Source organism: Fibrobacter sp. UWP2, assembly GCF_900141705.1.
In the GTDB taxonomy this organism is placed as follows: Bacteria; Fibrobacterota; Fibrobacteria; order Fibrobacterales; family Fibrobacteraceae; genus Fibrobacter.
Window position 1 is genome coordinate 1 of record NZ_FQYM01000016.1, and the last position, 18,640, is coordinate 18,640.

The window sequence follows — 18,640 nt, forward strand, 5'->3', positions numbered from 1 at the left end:
CGCTACAAGCAGCTCACCCGTAACAATCCGGAAGTGGCTAGAAAGCTCGCTGACGACCTTCAGAAGGAAGTGGACGCCCGCTACGCATTCTATGACGCCATGAGCAAGGACACCGAAGGTCTGATTAGCCTGTAATCGGTTGACAACCAATTAAAACACCCCGTCACCAAAAGTGGCGGGGTGTTTTTTACATCTTTTCGACGGTGTATCCGCGGCGGCGTAGAAGTTCGAGAACGCTCTCTTCCTTCCCTACCAGGTGAGCGGCGCCGACAACGATAAAGACACAGCTATCCTGCTTTAGGAATTCCGAGATTGATTCGGCCATTTTCCTGTTCCGCGAAAAATAGATGCGTTCAACAATTTCGCGTTCCAGCAGTGAATCCGTTTTGTCGCCGAGCGAAAACTCCATTTCCATTGTCGCGGCAAAGAGCGAATCGTCTCCCGCTTTCCAGGCTTCCATGTATCCGGCAATCATCGAATCGAGAATCCCGATTTCATGGAGAACACTCTTCAGGTAGTACATGCCAACAGAATCGTTTGCCCCCATCCCGGCAAGGGCTGCGACTTGCTCTTCCACGGTCTCGAGCGCAATGATTCCCTTGCCCTGCGCATGCGCCTGTTGCAAAAAGTAGACGTCTATTCCAAGCTCCGCGTCTAGCCCGAGGAATTGAATCCCGACGGCCAGCATGGTCATCGCAGCGGCCCAGGGCCTTAGTTTGTCCAAATTTTCGCACGGGATGTTCCATGAACGGCAAAGACTGTCGAGCGGCCCCTTTACGTTGTCCGGCAAAATCCCGGAGAGTGTCCTCCCCTCTTCCAGCGCCGCGAATTTCTGCGACTGCGTGGCGATTTCTGATACAACAGAATCGTTGCTCACGTCGACTTCTACCGCCAGGTGCGAAGACGCCTTGAACGCATTCTCGATGACGGAATCGAGCGGATAGAACGACGGGTCTGCGAAATGGACGCTCCCGAGGAGGAATACGCTGGAATTAGAATCTGAGACTTTCCAGAGGAAATGCTTGCGCGCCACATGCCCGCTGTCTGAAGAACAAGCCGAAAGCAGCATTGCAAGGCCCGCGACAATTGATATCAGTCTCGTCATGCGGTAAATATAAAAAAAGCCGATGGTGAGTAGCATGCACCATCGGCTTGATGTTCTATGATGAGTTTCTTTGAACCAGACGGACTACACGTTGGCGGCCGCCTTCAAATTGAACGCCTCCGGGTAGGCCTTGGCGGCACAACCGTCACAAAGCACGCGCATGCGGGTCTCGGCGAGCGAGTTCACGCGCATCTGGCAATTGCAATGGGCGCATTTGGTCATAAACACCACAGTGCGGGTCGATTCTTCGTGAATCTCGGGCACCTTAGTCTCGCCCATGCGGGAGACGTAACTGCGGAAGGTCACGTGCCCCTCGGCATCCTGCAATATTTCGCGGGTGATTTCGCACTTGAAGCTACGCCCCTTGCGGTTGCGCATGCGTGCCACAAAGTGGTGCTGCGTCATGTCGTCGCAGTTGCGGAACAGTTCCCACTCCTCTCGGTGACGGTAAAAGTCGGTGATGTAGTGCCACACGATTTCGGCTTCGCTGTAGCCGAACATGCGGCAAAAACGACGGTTGCCCGAGATAATTCGGCCATGCTGGTTGACTTCGAAGCAGGCGATATCGAGGTTGTTTTTCAAGTCAATCATTGTGCACCTCCCTTGAGATAGTAGCGGTACTGCACGTCGGATGCCGTAAGGGCCTTGACGCCGAACCGTACATCATCGAGTTTTAGGTTGATTGCTTCTTTGCCGAAGAAAATCGACTCCGAAGAAACACCGATTTTTTCCACTTCCACGGTCCTGGTGGCGGCCAAAGCGCCGTCCAAATACAGGCTCAGGCGTTTGCCGTCAAAGACCGCAGTCACGTACACCCATTTCCCAAATTCCACTTTACGCTTCGACACCACGGCGCTATTGCAAGAGAGCGTGTCTCCCAAACCGTCGGCGAAGAAGAAGGCGAATACCGGTTCCCCTTCTACACCGCACTCGTCTTTAACCAAGGCGAAACTGAACACGTCCTGGTCGGCGTCGGAACCGAACCCGAGCTTGCCCACGATGTTTTTGCGGTAGGCGGAATCATTCGTCAAAACGCTGTCTATCTCGACCCAGGCCTCGAACACGAATTCGGTCGCGCTGTCGAGGAGTCCACGGTCATTCTCGATGACGCCATACTGGTTTGCGTCCTTGAGCACGAGAGCGGAATTCTCGACACCTTCGCCGAGAGTAGCGCCACCGTAAACCAGCAGCCCCTCGGTCCAGCCACGCACATCGCCGACGCTTGCAGGCTTGACCGTCGTGTTGAGGTAGTCCATGCTGAACCAGCTGCGGAGCCCGTACTCGCTGGAGAGAGGGAACTGCAACGTTTTGGCGTCCTGCACGGCGCTGACCATGGAACCATTGTCAACGCCAAGGGAGACCTCTTTATATGCATAAACCGGCATTTTCCCCTCGCTCCCCTTGGGGAAATCCTCGACAGGCATTTCGGTTTCCACTTCAGAGATGCTGTCAATCTGTTCCTTGAACATGTCGGAATCGTAAAGTTCCCTAGGAAGCGGGCCAATGAAGTTGACAGAATCCTCGCCCACCTCGACCATGTATACCACGTCGGTAAAGTGCATAGGATCCGGGGACTTGGCGATTATAGGCACAATGCCCGTGGGCACGTTCTCGATGCTGAATTCGCCATCGTCACCAGTCATGACTTTCCAATTGGAGCCCGGGATGTAGACCGAGACGCCAGCGGCACTGGTGTCGGGACGCAGGTTGAACATGCCCTTGATGTTTCCCACCTTGGCGAGCGTCGCCGAAACTTCAATTTCGGAACCGTCGTATTCTACCGTCTGGTAAAACGCGCTGGAATCGGTCTGGGCGCTCAAACCGTAGCGACCCGTGAGCGAAAGCTTCATGCCGAACTTTCCCTCTTCGTCGGTGGTATCGGTAAGCACGACCGTGTCGACTTTAAAATAACGGGCAGAAATACGGGCGCCCACCACGGCGTCGCCGTTGCCGTCGACCAGAATGCCGGCGAGCGTATTCTCTTCTTCGCTCACGCCACCGCCCACTTCGCGGCCACCCTCGGAACAGGCGAGCATCAACAAGCCCGCCGCAACCGCCACGGCACCGGCCATGGCAAACGGGGCTACCTGATTCAAAAACAACTTATTCATGTTCGCCCCCCTTGAATTCCTTGGTCAGCGGGAAGAGCTGAACATTCAAACGGTATACTCGGCTCTCGTCGGTATCTTCCATCACAATGGAACTCACGCGGCGGCGGAAGTCCTGGATCTCTTGCGTAATGCGGTAATAGGCGGTCTCCGAAATGCCGATAGTGAGGCCCGAGATGTCGCGTTCTTTCACCGGGATCTCGTCGAGGGCACGCACAGCGAGCTCGCCCATTTGGCGATGCATTTCGCGTACCGAGAGGCTCGCCACCTCAAGGTTGCCAGTGGTCACGGACTTTTGCGCCTGTACATAGTTGCCCTGGGCATCCTTGCCGAGGAGCCCCACCTTTTGGAGCAGGGCGAGCGCCTTCTTGACCTCGGCGGTCTGCGTATCGAAAGCGAGGTTATCCGCCAGCTTGGCCGGGGTTACCCCCTTGAGTTGCGGCGCCATCTCGCGCACCACCGGGTTTACCCACGATTCGTAATAGTCGTACTGATCCTCGCCCACCAGCGCCATGGAGTTCTCCTTGGCAAGGCCGCGCATTTCCTTGAACGCTGCCTTCTTTTTGGACGAGTCCTTCTCTTGGTTAAAATTGACGAGGGCGCGGAAGTACTGCAGGTCCACACCCACCAGTCCTATAGCAGACGCTACGCGTTCCACGCCCACGTCGCTCAGATTCGACTTGCCGTCGCAAACCAGCTTGAGGAACACCGGCGAAGAATACCCTGCCGCCTTGGCGAAGTCACGCCACGTAAACCCCGAGCGGAGTTTGCGTTCGGCATAAAAGTCGCGCATAAAAAGGCGAAAGTTCTGATATTCCATTACCGGTTTCATGATACTCTTAATATATATCGTTTTTCAGCAAAAGTCAATAACAAATGATACAAAAAGTTTGATTTTCTACTAAAATCGTCATTTTTTATGCACAGGTGCTTGTTTTTGGAAGAATTTCAAGATACAAGTGGTGCAAAATCCAATGATACACCACACGGGAATATTACATGCCGGAGGGTATTTGGGGGCTAGAGTTCCTTAACGACCATAATCCCACCCTTCTCGAGCTTGGGATACTGGCGCATGCCTTCGCCGCCCTTGCCGCTGTCGAGGACCTGTTCGAGATCCCCGCTCACATTGTAAAGGCGAAGTTCCCACGGGCCATTGGGGGCATTAAAGTAGCCGGAGTTCTTTTGCACGTTGCGCTGGAACGTGCGGTTCAAGCGGTCCGCGACGCTCCTCGCCTGCACCATGCTGATGTCGGAGAGCATCCACGATATTGGCGACCCGCCCATGTCGAATATGAGCAGCGCCTCCATGTCGGTTTCTTCTTTCATGGTGAACTTCCAACTGAAGTTCTGCCAGCTGGTGCTCAAGTCCAAGATACGGCCGTTGGCGTACGGGGTATAGACATCGGAATCGCGCTTGATGTTCACATTGAGCGTGCGGGGCTTGTCAGCCTTGGCTCGCATACTAAAGATGTAGGTCACGCCGTTGCGCAAAGAGATGTGTTGCTTGAACTGCAGACCCCACGTCTCCTTGCCCGCCTGCTTGATATCAAAGCGGACTTCGCCGTTTGTGACGCTCACGCTCGCCTTGCCGCCCCAAAAATCGGTGGTCCAGCTCTCTAGCGGGTTTTCGGCGCTAAAGTCTCCGTTCAAAATCACGTTGGAGCCGCTGCCCTGCGAGCCGGTGGTAAAATCCTTGTTCTGGATAAAATTCGGAATGACACTCGTGTTCTGGATGCCGAGCGGGCTGTCGACCGACACTTCCTTGCCCCAGCCCACAAGCGTGTTGTAGGAGCCGTGCTCCGTCATGTCCATGTCGGGGCTATCGAAGTTGCCCGGGCCCCAGCTCCAGCAGAGCCAACCAATGCTCAGGCGTTCGCACTCGCTCATAATGTGGCGGTACGGGATCTCCCTGGCGCCGCCCACGGCCACGGGCGCAAACTCGCCCACGATGAGCGGAAGGTTGAGTTCGACGGACTTTTCGAGGCAGGCGGTCACGCGCTCGGCGACAGTGGCAAAGCCCGTCGTAGCGGCATCGTGGCGTTCGCTAGGCCACCACATATGGATTGAGAAAAGCAGATTGTGCTCGGGGTCGGCCTGCAAAAGGAGCGGACCCACATCGAGCAGGTTCTTTTCGCTTTGGCCCCAGTTGTCGGCATCAATCATGATGGGCACGCGGATTCCCGCGGCGCGCATCTTGGTCACAATGATGTTGTAGGTGTTAAAGAACTCGTCGGAGGGCATCTCTTGCGAGCCAGGCTCGTTACCCACGTTGATGATGAGGTACTCCTGGTGGTTCGCTATCATCTGGAGGGTCTCGTCGCGAAGCCAAAATTCAACGGCATCCGAAAGGCGTTCCCAGTTGCCCGTGGTGTCGTGGATTTCGGGAATCGGGATCATGTTGTTCGCGATGCAGAGCCCGATAATGCCGTCAAGGTCGCTCACGCGGCCACGGGTGTTCCACACAATGCGAACGCAGTTGGCGCCCGTCTTTGCGATTTCGGGAATGGTTTTGCCCTCGCGGTCAGTCCAGATGAACATGTGGTTGATGCCGCGCAGCACCACCTTCTCGTTGTCCTTGGTATAGAGAAAACGATCCTGTACAAAGAACCCCGGCTTGACATTGGCAAAATTCATACCCATAACGATTTGCACCTTTTTTTACTGCCTAAAAATACATAAAAAATGCAAAATAAGGCGGTTTTGCCTGTTTTTTTTGGATAAAAAGAGCGAATGGAGTTCCTTTTTTGATTTTACAAAAAAAATACCCCTTTTTATTTAAAAAGGGGCCCTTTTGAAAAGGAATTTCGTTCACAGCGGAAAACAGAGGGATTCTATCGGTACAGTTATTTAATCCAAACCTGGACTGTGTAATTGGCAGGCGGGAGGGAGTTTTTCAGGTTCAACGAGTTTATCCCAAAATGGACCTTGAGCGTTTGGGAATGCACGAGTCTGCCGTTCAGGTTGTAGACCGAGATGTGAGCCTCCCCTGCCCGGTTCGCAAAGAGAATGCCGCGGTTGTAGTCGTAGTAAGCTCCGTACGGCAGCCCGCGAGCGAAAGTCTGCGGATTGTCGTCGCCCAATCCACCGTCGCCTGGGTTGTTTTCGCCCGAGGGTGAACCCGAACCCGAGCCACTCTCGTCGCCCGAAGCTGTTGAATCCGCCGTCACCAGGACTTCAACGCGTCCGGTATATTCGGAGCCGTCGTTCCCCTTCACGGTGTACTTGAAGAACGTGAGGCCCTTGAATCCCGCCCGCGGCGTAAAGGTGACCTTGGCACCGTCCACCGAGGCCGTGCCCTCGCCCACATCGACCAGCGAATACGTCGGCGAAACGCTCTGGAAACCCAAGGTAATGCTGCGCAAGTCGAACTCGGCGGAGGCGCCCTGCGGCACCTGCATGTGCATTGCGCCCTTCCAGTTGATATATTTTTCGATGTATGCGTAGCCGTCGCTAGCCTTGGTCATCGCGTCGTCCTTGTCGAGGGCGTAACCCATCGCAGACTCGAAGTAATCGGGCATGCCGTCGCCATCGGCGTCCGCGGCTTTTTCGCCCGCATGGACTTCGCCCCAGCCGTTGTTGGTCTTGATTCCCATCGCGCCCACGCTCTTCACGAGCGCACCGGCCGTTCCAAGCGTATTCACCTGGTACCACACCAGCGAATCGATGTCGTCGTACGGGAGCACGCCGCTCTGCGACGTCACGTAGCGCCACGCACTTGCTGCACTGAGCATCGGGCCATTCGTCGTAAGTTCGCTCCAGGGTTTTGCAAGTTCCTCGCCCACGCCCTGGTAGTAATAAATATTGGAAGGCCCGCCGTTCAGTTTTCCGTCGCGGTCCGTATCGATCATATTGCCGCTCGCGTAGATGCTCTGATTCTTGTCTACCTGGAACCACGGATTACTCCCCTTCGGGCCATAGACAAAGTAATTGTTCACGATGTCGTGATTGAAGTGCGTGCTCGTATGCGTCGTGTAGCCTGCCTCGAAGTTGTAGAGGATGTTGTTCACGAACACATCGTTGATCTTGTCGAGCGGATTTCGGTTATGCGTATTCACGAAGGCATTGTAGTACCACGCCCAAGTGCCATCTACCGATTCGATGTGCGCGCCAAATTGTTGGCCGATGGGGTTCGCTATCAGCGAGTTCTGCACCGTAATGCCGGTGACTCGGTAGTCGGCGTTGTCGGAACTCCCGCCAAAGTTGTTCCACGGGGCAAGTTCCACCGAGCAATGGTCCACAATGATGTTCTTGGAGTCGTAGAGGTTGAGGGCATCGTCTTTTTCGGAGGCGGTGTTCTCGCCTGGGCGGATTCGCAGATAGCGGATAATCACATTCGACTGCTTGCCCGTGGAGAGCTTGCCCCCGTGAATTGCTATCCCCTCGCCTGGGGCGGTCTGCCCTGCGATGGTGATGTTGCTCTTGATGGAAACCGCCGTCTTGATGTTGATGATGCCGCCCACGTCAAAGACGACGATGCGGTTGCCGCTGCTCACCGCATCGCGAAAGCTGCCTTCACCCGAATCGTTCAAGTTGGTGACGTGGTAGACCTTTCCCGCGCGGCCGCCTGTAACCTGGGCGCCAAAGCCCAAAGCCTCAGGGAATGCGAGCGGCTCGGCAAAAACGGCGAGCGCGCCCATTCCAAACACTGTGCCAAGCACCTTTCCAAACAAACCCATAAAACCTCCGTGGCATAAAAAGCCAACACTCTGGGTATAAATATATATAAGAAAAGCTATATAGCAAAAGGGCGCCGCCCATTCCGTAGTCTATGGACAACGCCCCAGTTCAAAAAAACGTGTAAAAACTATTTGCGTTTGGCAATCCGTGCCGTCACAAGCCCGCGTTTCGTCTCCGCCCTGACAATGTAAACTCCGCGATTCATAAAGCGTACATCCAGGGAGGCGCTTTTGAGACCCGCCTGCGCATAGACACGGTGGCCCTGGGCGTCAAAAATAGAGAGGCTACGTACGTCGGCTATGTCGCCCTCGTACTGCAAAGTGTTGCCCACAAGGCGCACGGAGGCATCCGGGTTTTTAAACACCAATGGGATGGCTTCCTTCTTGCCCGTGGAATCCTTGACCGTCGTATCTTTCTTTGTCGTATCCACCTCGGGCTTGAAGGCATCGGGGTTGTAGACAAAGACCACCTTATATGTGGCGCTCTTTGTGCTGTCGGCGGAGTGGATGACAAAGTTGATGGTGTCGCTCAAGTCGTAGAACTCGTTCTGCTCGTACTCTTCGCAATAGGAGCCGTGAGGCCCAGCCCATGTGAACGAGGCGCGTTTCAGGTTCATCTCGAACGGCAAATCCACCTGGACAAACTTCTTTTCCTGGTCGATGGTTCCGGGTAACTTGGTGGGCCCAAACTGTATAAAGAGTCCGCGCAGCTCGGCAACCGACTTTTCGGAATTGGTCTGCATCGTAGCACTCAAGATTCTCTTTTGGTTGTCCTCGTTAAAGGCCGTTATCTTGATTTTGCTGCCGGTGTCCCAAAGGTTGTCTGACTCAAATACGGAACCATATTGCATAAATGGATTCGTGCTCACAGGCACGATTCCAAAATCATCGTCATAGGAATTGACCACCTTCGCCATTGTCCGGACAGTAAACTTGAGCTTTGTATCCCCAGGCTCGGCCATGATATACGAATAGTGGCGTCCCTGGGAATGATCGTTCACATACACACCCGCAACATCGAACATGGGCCAAGCCTTTGTCTGCTTGTTGAGCGTGATGGCGTAGAGCCTCTTGTCGTAGCCGTTGGTCAAAGTCACGTACATGCCAGAAGACCCTTTCAAGGCACCATGGACCGAAACAACGGAAGAATCGGAGACTTGGAAGGTGTTATCGCATTTCTTAAACGAATTCATGTAGTACGAGTCGCCCGTACCGCAAACAAACAGTTTGGGCGCCACGGTGGAATTGTACGGGAGGTCATAGATGATGGAACCCGTATCGCTCGGGGTCTTCGGGTCATATATGGTCCTCGGATAGAAGTAATCCGACTTGAGGGTGTCTATCAAGACCATGTCGTACACAATATTCTCGGGTTCAACGCCGTTGAACTTGAACTTGTAATAATGGACGGGTTTCTTGTTCTCCGCGGTTAATTGCAGCACCGTATTTTCAAGGTCAAGGGCCGTCTTGGACAAACTCACGCTATCCATCTCCTTGCCTTTGTAATACCATTTTTGTGTAGCACGTGGCGACGGCAAGAAGCCCACAATGGTCTCGTCCATATTCCAGCGCCCATACATTTTGGTCTTGATGGAGTCCGGCGTCCACTTGTACAGGTCGATTAGCACGGTACCCGTATCCCCGTCTCCCTTGGGGTGCGTCACCTTTGTCCCTTCGCTGCAAAGGACGCCCTGCTTGGCCAAAACAGACGGAGTCAGTTGTTCGGCTGGAGAGTCCGAATATGTTTTTTTGGCCGTAACAATGTCCGGCTTCGAGCAAAAACCGATAAAAGACGAAGCATAGGCGTTGGTGTCGCCCGGCAGTTTCGCGATAGAGAGCACGATTGTCTGCTTCTCGGAGCCCGACTTGGCGGTGAACGTGTAGGTGACGGGTCCTTCGGTAAAGTCCTGGGCCGTAGACGGGCTCACGCTCCCGAAGTAGCCGCTAAAGGAGGGAACGATGCTGTCGAGCCGTGCCTTGAAGGGAATCGAAAGCGAGATGCTGTCGCCGGATTTCTTGTAATCGGACATGTTCGGCACGGTCGCACCGGCAACAAGGATTTCGCTCTGCATGCCGATGAAGATGGACTTGAGGGTCACGGTGCATTCGCTTGCGGAGGATGTCTGGGCCTGGAGCGCAATCTTGGTAAAGGCATCACATTGCACACTGACTTCCTGCCCGCTCTTGAACGAGCCAATCTCGTACCAGGGATCGGTCGGGAAATAAGAATCGTAGCCGTATGCGGCGATATTGTTGCCATCACCGCAATTGCTGGTGTAGCTTACCACAAGCTTCTGGTAGCCCGCATCGCAATCGGGAGGCGGCACAACAATCGCCGACGAGAACTTGTCGCCCTTGATGGTCGTCTTCAATACGCCGTTTTCCTTAGTCCACTAAGACCAGGAATCCTGATCATCCTCGAGTTTTGCGCTCTCGGTCTTGTAGTTGTTGTTCTCGTTGAAGTCAACGATTATAGCGGCAAAGGTAGAACTTGCCATGAAAGAGAGAGCCATGGCGGCAGAAAGGTGGCGCATAAGGGTCCTCCGCAGATTTGTAAAAAAAAACAAACAATCGGTTCGGGATTAATATAAATAAATATTCCCCCCTTTTTTTATCTTTACTTCAAAAAAAACCGAAAGCGTATAAAAACGCACATTTCAGCTAATTTTGAGCCTTAAATTGACCTTCAAACACGCTTTTTTTTCTATGTTCTCCCCAAAAATAAAGCGAGTAATAGGCACTATGTCCATCATTTCCATGACCGGGTTCGGCAAAAGCGAATCCACCCTGAACGGAACCACCTGCGTTATCGAAGTGCGCAGCGTGAACAGCCGTTTTCTTGAAATTGCAGCAAAAATCCCGAAGAACTTCGCCTACCTCGAAAACGACTTCAAGGCGCAAATCAAGGAAAAGCTCGCCCGTGGCTCGGTGAACCTCTCCATCACGCTCGGTGAAGGATCTGTCGGGAACATCCCCGTATGCTATAACGAAACGGCGGTGAGCAAGTTCGTGGAAATCACCAAGGCCATGCAGGCCAAGTACGGCATCGCGGGCGAAATCAAGCTCGAGCATATCCTCGCGATCCCCGAAGTACTGCAGTTTACCGATGCCGGCGCCGACAATGACGCGTGGGAAAAGTTCCTGAAGGCAGAACTGGACAAGGCCTTGGACGGGGTCATCGCCATGCGTGAAAAGGAAGGTGCGAACCTCGCAGCCGACCTCACGAAGCGAGTCGCCCACCTGGAAGACGTACTCGCCAAAATCGAAGTTCTGGACCCGCAGAGAATCGAAATGTGGAAGGTCAAGTTCAAGGAACGCGTGGACGCCCTGATGAAGGATACCGAAATCAACGACGTGCGCCTGTTGCAAGAAGCCTGCATCATGGCCGACAAGTTGGACATCCACGAAGAGATTACGCGATTCCACAGCCACAACAAGCTGTTTTTGGATGCGCTCAAGAAGGGCGGCGCGCAGGGGAAGAACCTCGGGTTTATCCTTCAGGAGATGGGCCGCGAGGCGAACACGCTCGGCACCAAGTGCCAGAGCGCCGACATCGCGGCGCTTGCCATCGAGCTCAAGAACGAAATCGAGTGCATCCGCGAGCAATCGCTAAACATCGCATAAGGCGAGCGTCGCGCCCACCCCTATCTATTTCTTCTTCTTGTCCTTCATTTGCACGCGGCGGGAGCCTGCGCGGAGCTTGTCCCACGGGGCAAAGCTCATGGTGCCAAAGGCAACAACGAAGAACCAAACCGCATAGGCAACCCAAAGGATTGCCGCACCCGCAATTTGCTTGGCGCCGGTCTGCCCCATGTCAAAGGTTAACGCGGCCAGGGCGAGCAAGCTCGAAATCAATACCGGAAGGGTCATCTTTTTGCCCGCCTTCACCATGGCGCCGGCACGGGGAGCCCCCTCGCCCAGTTCCTTGCCTGCGGCCAGGGCGAACGCCACCACGCTCGAGAAACCCGCCGCCGAGAGCACCGCCCAAACAAGCCAAGAATCGCCCTGCCACAGCGGGAACCAGCCCACAAAACCGGTGAGCAACAGCCACGCCAATGCAAACGGGAACAGCACACAAGCCACGCTCCACTTGGCGGCAAAAAGGAGAATCAGCGCCAGCACGGCAAACACGGCAAAAAAGATTTGCGCCATCCCCTCGGCACCGCCCAAAAACAGGAGGGACCCCATAAAGAGCAACAGGGCGACAATCCCGCCAATGCCGCTACGCATACCACCAAAAGCAAAGAACAAAACCACCATGGCGATCGCCGACACGCCCAAATACTGCGCAGAAGCCCATGCCGTTTCTGCGCCCTCGGCTTCGGCGAGCCACATGCCCAGGGCCTCGGAAGCTCCCAACGGAAGCGTCACGAGCGCTTGCCAGCTCGTTGCAAGGAACATCACCGTCAAAACAACCATCAAAACCACAGAAATCAATCGGAAACGGAGCGAAAGTTCCAAGCACTTCTGCACCTTCCTCGGTTTTTCTCTCAAATCCATAAACTACCTCGAAATCAAAAGCTTTTGCTTTTTGGTAAATGTTTTCTTCTTAGAAACTTCAGTCGCTTCCACTTCGCTGCGAACAACGTAATGGTACAGCCCATTGGCCAAAAGTCGACCATGGTTATCACGCCCGTTCCAGTGCGTTACACCGGAAACTGCATTCTTGATGACCTTGACCAGGCGGCCGTTCTGGTTGTAGATAAAGATATCCACCCGTGAATTGCGGTCGACAGCCAGGTTCTTGAAATAGAACGTGGTCCCCTTCTTGCCCAACGGGTTCGGCATATTGAACACATCGGCAAGGCCTGTCTTCATCTCGCCCGTAATGTCCAAATACAAAGTCTTCGAGACCATATTGCCCAACACGTCCTGAGCCCGCACACTAAACTGATAGACTCCTTCGGGATAGGCTTCTGGCGAGAACGTCTTGCGGAACATGACCCGGTTTGAAGTTTGTTCAATGAAAGGATTCGGGTGGAACGGGTCCTCATGTCCAAAAACCTCGACCGAAATGCCTTCATCGGCCTGTTCGCGGAAATCCAGTGCCGTAGAATCCTGGATTACAATTTGCAGGCAGGCGGGAGACTGCAGCTGGATTTTTTGATTGTCTGCAAAAGAAGTCGGCACACCATTGGAGTAGCACGACTGGATTTCAATTGTCGGAGGCGTCACGTCATTAATAGAATCTGCATAGCTGGAGATTCCCGAAATGGCAATTCCCCTCCTGGCCGTGGCACCAATATCGCGGATGTCCGAAGAATAAACCCATGCGTTCAACTCGGCGGCGGTATCCCCATAGTTGATCTTGCGTGGAGTAATGAAGTTCGTTTCAAAGCGACCACCCCTCACAGGAACTTCCTGCGAATAAATCAAAGTGCCGTAAAAAGACACATCAATGGAATCCTTTTCCACAAAGGTCGGTAGGCGACGGAGGAAATTTCCCTCGTTAATAGAAATGTTGATAATTCCGTTTTGCAGACCTTCCACGGAACCGCTGATTTTCATGTTGTCCAGCCCCTTGATGGTATCGAGCGACTGATCGAACGAAATCTTGATAGACGGATTCATCATCTGAATCACCGGTTCGCCCAACAGGAGGTAATGTTCGTTGTTGTAGCGCTGTTCCGAATACCCAGAGACCACCGTATTCTTGGCTTTTACCAAAGCATCCCCAATGCGAGCCCCGCTTTCGCCAAGGGAATTCACCATAAAGCCCCTGCCCATTACCTGGTTATATGAGGCAAACGTTTCGCGCGCAGCGCCTACCGAAGCAATGGAGCCAACACCTTTGGCTAGCAAAAATTCTTCCGAAAGAGAACGGACCTGCCCCTCGTCAAAACGTCCTACCGTACACGAGAACGAATTAAGGATGGTGTAACGTTTTTTATTCGAGAGTCGAGAAATATAGCTTGGCTTGAGAAGTCCCTCAGCAGCCCAATCTGTCTTGGAGCCATGACCAAAATAACTCGTCATCAACGACCCTTGATTCAAGGCGTCAATAAAATCGTTGGCGGCTTCCTTCTTTTGCCCGGCAGCATCAGACGGGTATGTTATCAAATAGACTTTTTTTAGATTGTACTTGAACTTCGTTTTTTCGTACAAACTATCAATAGCCAAAGCGACCTGTTCTTGCAAATAGGAATGCTTCGTTACATCAAGAGAGCCTCCGTTGTCGGCATCATCTGCAGACAACAACAAGTTGGAACGCCACGCACCATGATCAAACGTGCCGACTTCCTCGTAATCTTTGGCTTTTTGAATATAATCCGAAAATTCCTCTACCGACGAAACTGGGATACGCCCCACAGCAAGGTCCAGGTCATAATTGCCATAGCGGACCACTTCACCAGAATCAAGGGCGGCAAAGAAATCTTCCGTCACAGCGTCTTCCTTCTCAAACGGAGGAATATAGTTCTTGCCCAGTTTGGGGTTAATGCCGCGGTAATCGTAGTGGCCTGAGCCGGCAAGCAGTACATACTTTAACGAAGGGCAAACATCGCGAGCGTAGGCTATGTAGTTGCGAATCGCCACGGGAGAAAGTCTCCCTCCCGTGTACCTCCTGTAGATGTCCTCGACCGACACAACCGTGGTCGGGATGGTCGAAATCGCCGAGCCGTCGGAACGGAACTTCCCCAGCGTCAATGCCGAGGCCATGAATTCGTTCGGCGCAATAATCAAGTACTCCGTTTGAGAGTTAATCTTTGAAATGTCCGAAAGCGCACCATTCATAGCCGCAGGAATCCCCTCCACCTTGAACGGGGCATGCTTCGCGCCTTCCCTGTATGCCAAGTAACGGTTGTCGTCGTCCGCCAAAACGCTATCTTTGGCAACACCGTTCACAATCTCGAGAAGCCCAACAGGTTCCATATTGCGAAACTTCATCACACGAAGGTCAGACGCAGTCCCAACAGGAATCTCGATAACGCCGGAGACCTTTCCAGGCAAGAGCCATTCCGCAGAGTCCACCACCGGTGTCCACTGGTACGCCAACGTATAGCCGTCAAAACGATCGTACTGGAAATCATTGGGGAGCATTGTCAATCCATAAGTGTTGCCGTTCGCCCTCAAGTTCGAAGTCTCGAGCATAAAATTTCCACCGGGGAGCAAAACCCTTTTGGAGGAATTCAACTTTTCTTGGTTTACGGTAAAATCAAAATGTATTCCGTTCATCCTAGAGGTATAGTTTTCGCCAGAGAATGAACGCTTTTTCACTTGATCGTTAGGTTTTTCGGCTTTGTCGGTATAAATGGAACGATACGGATAATACGAAACAGCCACATACTGTTTTCCGCCATCCACCACCCCGGTCAAGTCCTTGGTTTGCGGCATAGAGAGTTCCATGTCCGTGACTTCGGTGCTGTCGAAACGGCTGTGCCACATCCAGAACCATTCCTTGCCTGTTGTCGCCTCCCATTCCAGGGCCTTCCCGTAGTACGTATCGCGAAGGTAGCTGTCCTTTTCGGCGCGCACATAGCGCATCCAGTCAACTTTCTTGCCTGCCGCAGCGGGCGACTTGAGTTTATCCGAAAGCCGGAGCCCCTTCCCCTGGTTCGACCACCCAAACAGGAAATACTGGTAGTACGAATACGGAGAATACGAATGGAAATAATCCATCTTGCCGTTCACAAAAGCGGAATCTTCCGAGTCGCAGCGTTTCCAAAAGCCATTGCCGTAGCCCACAAAGTAGAGCACGTCGCCTTTGTCAAATATGCCATTGGCATTGTTGTCACGCACCTCGATGGGGATTTCAAAAAGCTGGCTCGGGGAGCGCAGTTCCGCCCCCGGTCCCATATCCGCGAGTGTGTCGGGGGATGCCCCGTAAACACGAATATTCTCGACCGGGATGCCGTAGAGTTCGCCCTGACGGTTATACGGAACGAGCGATTTGTTGATGGACTCAAAGTCCACCGCGTAAAAGCCGTCTTCACTCATGGTGGCCACATTCTTGTCGCCCACCACAATCTGTGCAAGGAACGTCACCGACGAGAGATCTGAGGCGGCGCGGCGTAACGACTTGCGCCTGGCGTCTTGCGACACGCCGAAGCGTGCGGCAGCCTTGGGGTTCAACACGCGGGAGAGCGCACGCTTGCCGGGGTTCACCCCGGGCGCCGCCGTCGCGAAATCGACCCGCAGCTTAAAGCTCTTGCGCATGGTAAAGGAACCGCCCGCCTTCTCGTACAGCGGGACCTTCACATCGACCACCCAAAGTCCGTCCCTGAGGAACGGAGCCGAGACCGTCACCCCGCCAAAGCGGATAGGGGAATCCTTGCAAAAATTCTTCTTGAAGGGAACCGACTTTACGTTGGAGACCGATACGGAGGGAACCTGCTTGTTCGGCACCGCCACACGATAAACGCGGAAAGGCATCGCATTCCCGTCCTCGTAGGCAACATTCTCGGGACTAAAGGCGAATCCAGAAACAGAACTCCCCTCCTGGTCCATACAGGGGTAGACGTTCGTGTCCATGACCTCGTCACTCAAAACGAACCTGTTCTTGGTATCCTCGACAACAGTCGCCGCCAGAGACGTGACAACGCTCCACAAACACAATAAAATGATTCTATATGCTTTGCTCACAGCCATAAACTATAAAAAAAGTGTGTTACGGAGTAGTAATCGTCATCTCCGAGAATCCGTTTCCGCTAGTCCGCATCTCGATGAGCTCGCCTCCTTGCGCCTTCATCTTGAATACGGTGAACATGTCGGGCTTGATCCCACGAACGAGGATAGCCTCCAGCTCCTTTTCAGAGATAAACGCCTTGGAATTCCACTCGCCCATGTACCAGTGCCACGGCTGCCAATTGAACATGCCGCGCGTGGACTGCACAAACGCTCGCAACATCAGGGAGTACTCGTAACGCAAAAAATCCATGTAGTCGCGGAGTTCACTGCGTTTTTCGATAAAATCCTTTTTCGCGTAATCCGGGTCAAAACGGAGGGGCGTGTCGTCGGGCTTGCTATAGGTAAAACGGATGCGTTTCTCGTTTGCCGAAATCTTGAGGCTAGGCTTGTCCAAATGCACAAACTCGCCCTCGCCCACCTGCTTGTAGTCTCGGAACACCACGTCGGGCGTAAGCACCTTGTTCATCGAAAGCGGGACGGGTTTCGCATCGAGCGCGGAAAGTTCATAAAACACGATAACCTCGCCACTTCCCTTGGGCAAAAGCACTGCCATCAAAGGCTTTGCGCGTTCCGAAAGCACCCAAACCATCTCGGGCTTGTTCTTTTGCTTGAGGAGCGGGTCCAAGGCGTCCATCACCGACGGGTCGCGGACTCCGTTCACGTCCCATTCCATCCAGGTGCCGGTCCCGCCCACCGAGTCCAGTACGGCGAACATGCGTTCGCCACTAAATTTCGCCTTGGAATCCACAGCGCCGTAAAGCTTGGCTTTCAACGACGCCGTTTTGCCTGCCTTCCCCATAGGTGCGGCGAAAGCGACAGCCGCCATCATGGCGACCGCCAAAAAAAGGATTTGCTTAATACCCGCCCGCATTAAAAACCAATCGGTTCCAAGAGGGAGTCGTCAAGCCTGGAGTAGGTCATGTGGTACTCCTTCTCGATCCAGTAAAGCGCCAGCTTGCGGTTCGTCCAGTCTTTTTTGACCGCAATGGATTCAATGCCCTTGGTAATCAGCGGGACCGTCTCGGGCAGGTTCAGTTTCCACATCTGGTCGTCCCATTCAAAAATCATGATGGGGACGTCGGGGCTCTTGGCAAGGCCAATGCTCCCGCGGTCGTTCTTCACCTTCATGGGGCCGAGCTTGAGCTTGGTGAAACGGCTGAGCATGCCGCTCTTGCTCAAAATCATAAAAAGCATCTTGTCGTTTTCGCTTTCCCACAGGTGTTCGCGCTCATACAGGCGGTACATGATGATGCTGTACACTTCATAGAACTTGCAAGTGTCGAGAGCCGCGGCATCGTACACGCGCGCGTGGTTCTCCAGGGTATCGAGCCAATACCTCGAAGTATCCGTCAAGTAATAGTCGTAGAGCGTGTCGGCGCTAACCCCGGTGCGGACCGCATTCAAAAAATTAGCGAACATTTGCTCCAAAGCAGCCTGCTTATCCATCGCCCGTTCCAGCACCTGGGCATTTTTTTGCTGTGCATTCTGTGTAACCGCCTCCTCTTGGGGAGTCGCCGCAGATCCGGCACAGGCGGCCAAACCCAAGGTCAGCGCCGTCAAAAGGGGCAAAACAATTTTATTTTTCAAAGCATGCATCGCGATACCTATTTAAGAATGTCTCTAGATGAACTGCTCTCCGCTTGCAATGCCAAGGGATTCCAGGGCAGCGGCCCCGGCGGTCAACACCGCAACAAGACCAACACCGGAGTGTGGCTCACCTTACGGGAATACAATTTAGAAATCAAATCGTGCGAAGGCAGGAGCGCCAAAGAAAATAAGACCCATGCGCTGCACCGCATGCAGATGGCCCTCGCCCTCAAGGTGCGCGAAACGCCTCCCGCAAACGAGATCCCCTTCCCCGGGAGCAACGGGCACATCCAGCCGAGCAACGCCCTCTTTCCGCTTTTTGTGGCACACGTATTCGACATCATGGCAACAAAGGGCGGCGATACTAAGGCAGCCGCGCAGTCGTTCGGGCTCAGCCCCAGCGCCCTCGTCAAAATATTGCGCCAAGACAAGGCCTGTGCCGAGAAGCTGCAGGGGCAGCGCGTCGCCGGCGGAAAGAACCGCTTAAAACTTTAAATAAAAAAGGAACAATTTCCCGCAAAAATCCGTTTTATAGG

General features: G+C 53.6%; 14 protein-coding genes. 2 read left to right on the top strand and 12 right to left on the bottom strand.

Translation table 11 applies throughout. From position 1 onward, the window contains the following. Window positions 1-187: 187 nt before the first annotated feature. The 8 genes from BUB55_RS08565 to BUB55_RS14225 all read right to left on the bottom strand — a co-directional run bounded on the left by BUB55_RS08565 (window position 188) and on the right by BUB55_RS14225 (window position 10,426). Window positions 188-1,105, bottom strand: coding sequence for a TraB/GumN family protein (locus tag BUB55_RS08565; RefSeq protein ID WP_159431951.1), 918 nt, complete (start codon window positions 1,103-1,105; stop codon window positions 188-190). Window positions 1,106-1,189: 84 nt separating this feature from the next. Continuing rightward, the gene (locus tag BUB55_RS08570; protein ID WP_073189990.1) at window positions 1,190-1,696 is read right to left on the bottom strand and encodes a PAS domain-containing protein; all 507 of its coding nucleotides are present in this window, start codon (window positions 1,694-1,696) and stop codon (window positions 1,190-1,192) included. Next, a complete protein-coding gene (locus BUB55_RS08575) occupies window positions 1,693-3,216 on the bottom strand; it encodes a LamG-like jellyroll fold domain-containing protein (protein ID WP_073189992.1) in 1,524 nt (507 codons plus the stop codon). Before BUB55_RS08575 ends, BUB55_RS08570 begins: the two co-directional genes overlap by 4 nt. Next, on the bottom strand, window positions 3,209-4,045 hold the full coding sequence (locus BUB55_RS08580) for a TIGR02147 family protein (protein ID WP_073189993.1): 837 nt from the start codon (window positions 4,043-4,045) through the stop codon (window positions 3,209-3,211). Before BUB55_RS08580 ends, BUB55_RS08575 begins: the two co-directional genes overlap by 8 nt. A gap of 188 nt (window positions 4,046-4,233) precedes the next feature. Further along, complete coding sequence (locus BUB55_RS08585; protein ID WP_073190082.1) at window positions 4,234-5,850, bottom strand: cellulase family glycosylhydrolase; 1,617 nt, start codon at window positions 5,848-5,850, stop codon at window positions 4,234-4,236. A 209-nt stretch (window positions 5,851-6,059) separates the two neighbouring features. Then, on the bottom strand, window positions 6,060-7,892 hold the full coding sequence (locus tag BUB55_RS08590; protein WP_234971873.1) for a pectate lyase family protein: 1,833 nt from the start codon (window positions 7,890-7,892) through the stop codon (window positions 6,060-6,062). 128 nt (window positions 7,893-8,020) lie between these two features. Further along, window positions 8,021-10,264 (bottom strand): T9SS type A sorting domain-containing protein, encoded by a 2,244-nt coding sequence (locus BUB55_RS08595; protein ID WP_073189995.1) that lies wholly within the window; start codon window positions 10,262-10,264, stop codon window positions 8,021-8,023. A 21-nt stretch (window positions 10,265-10,285) separates the two neighbouring features. Beyond that, window positions 10,286-10,426: a hypothetical protein gene (locus BUB55_RS14225; RefSeq protein WP_159431952.1), complete on the bottom strand. Its 141-nt coding sequence runs from the start codon at window positions 10,424-10,426 to the stop codon at window positions 10,286-10,288. 208 nt (window positions 10,427-10,634) lie between these two features. Here BUB55_RS14225 and BUB55_RS08600 point away from each other — a divergent pair, with 208 nt between their 5' ends. Further along, a complete protein-coding gene (locus BUB55_RS08600; protein ID WP_073189997.1) occupies window positions 10,635-11,516 on the top strand; it encodes a YicC/YloC family endoribonuclease in 882 nt (293 codons plus the stop codon). Window positions 11,517-11,540: 24 nt separating this feature from the next. On the opposite strand, the gene BUB55_RS08605 is transcribed toward BUB55_RS08600, so the two are convergent. Genes BUB55_RS08605 through BUB55_RS08620 form a run of 4 tightly spaced genes read right to left on the bottom strand, consistent with a single transcriptional unit; the run spans window position 11,541 to window position 18,113 of the window. Then, complete coding sequence (locus tag BUB55_RS08605) at window positions 11,541-12,392, bottom strand: hypothetical protein (protein WP_073189998.1); 852 nt, start codon at window positions 12,390-12,392, stop codon at window positions 11,541-11,543. A gap of 3 nt (window positions 12,393-12,395) precedes the next feature. After that, entirely contained in the window at window positions 12,396-16,439 is a 4,044-nt protein-coding gene (locus tag BUB55_RS08610; protein WP_234971874.1) for a C25 family cysteine peptidase, read from the bottom strand. 58 nt (window positions 16,440-16,497) lie between these two features. Continuing rightward, window positions 16,498-17,346 (bottom strand): hypothetical protein, encoded by an 849-nt coding sequence (locus BUB55_RS08615; protein WP_143152980.1) that lies wholly within the window; start codon window positions 17,344-17,346, stop codon window positions 16,498-16,500. 41 nt (window positions 17,347-17,387) lie between these two features. Next, on the bottom strand, window positions 17,388-18,113 hold the full coding sequence (locus tag BUB55_RS08620) for a hypothetical protein (RefSeq protein WP_073190004.1): 726 nt from the start codon (window positions 18,111-18,113) through the stop codon (window positions 17,388-17,390). Between BUB55_RS08620 and BUB55_RS08625 the strand changes: the two genes are divergently transcribed. Beyond that, on the top strand, window positions 18,108-18,599 hold the full coding sequence (locus BUB55_RS08625; RefSeq protein WP_073190005.1) for a peptide chain release factor family protein: 492 nt from the start codon (window positions 18,108-18,110) through the stop codon (window positions 18,597-18,599). The two genes, BUB55_RS08620 and BUB55_RS08625, sit on opposite strands and share 6 nt — an antisense overlap. Window positions 18,600-18,640 lie beyond the last annotated feature (41 nt).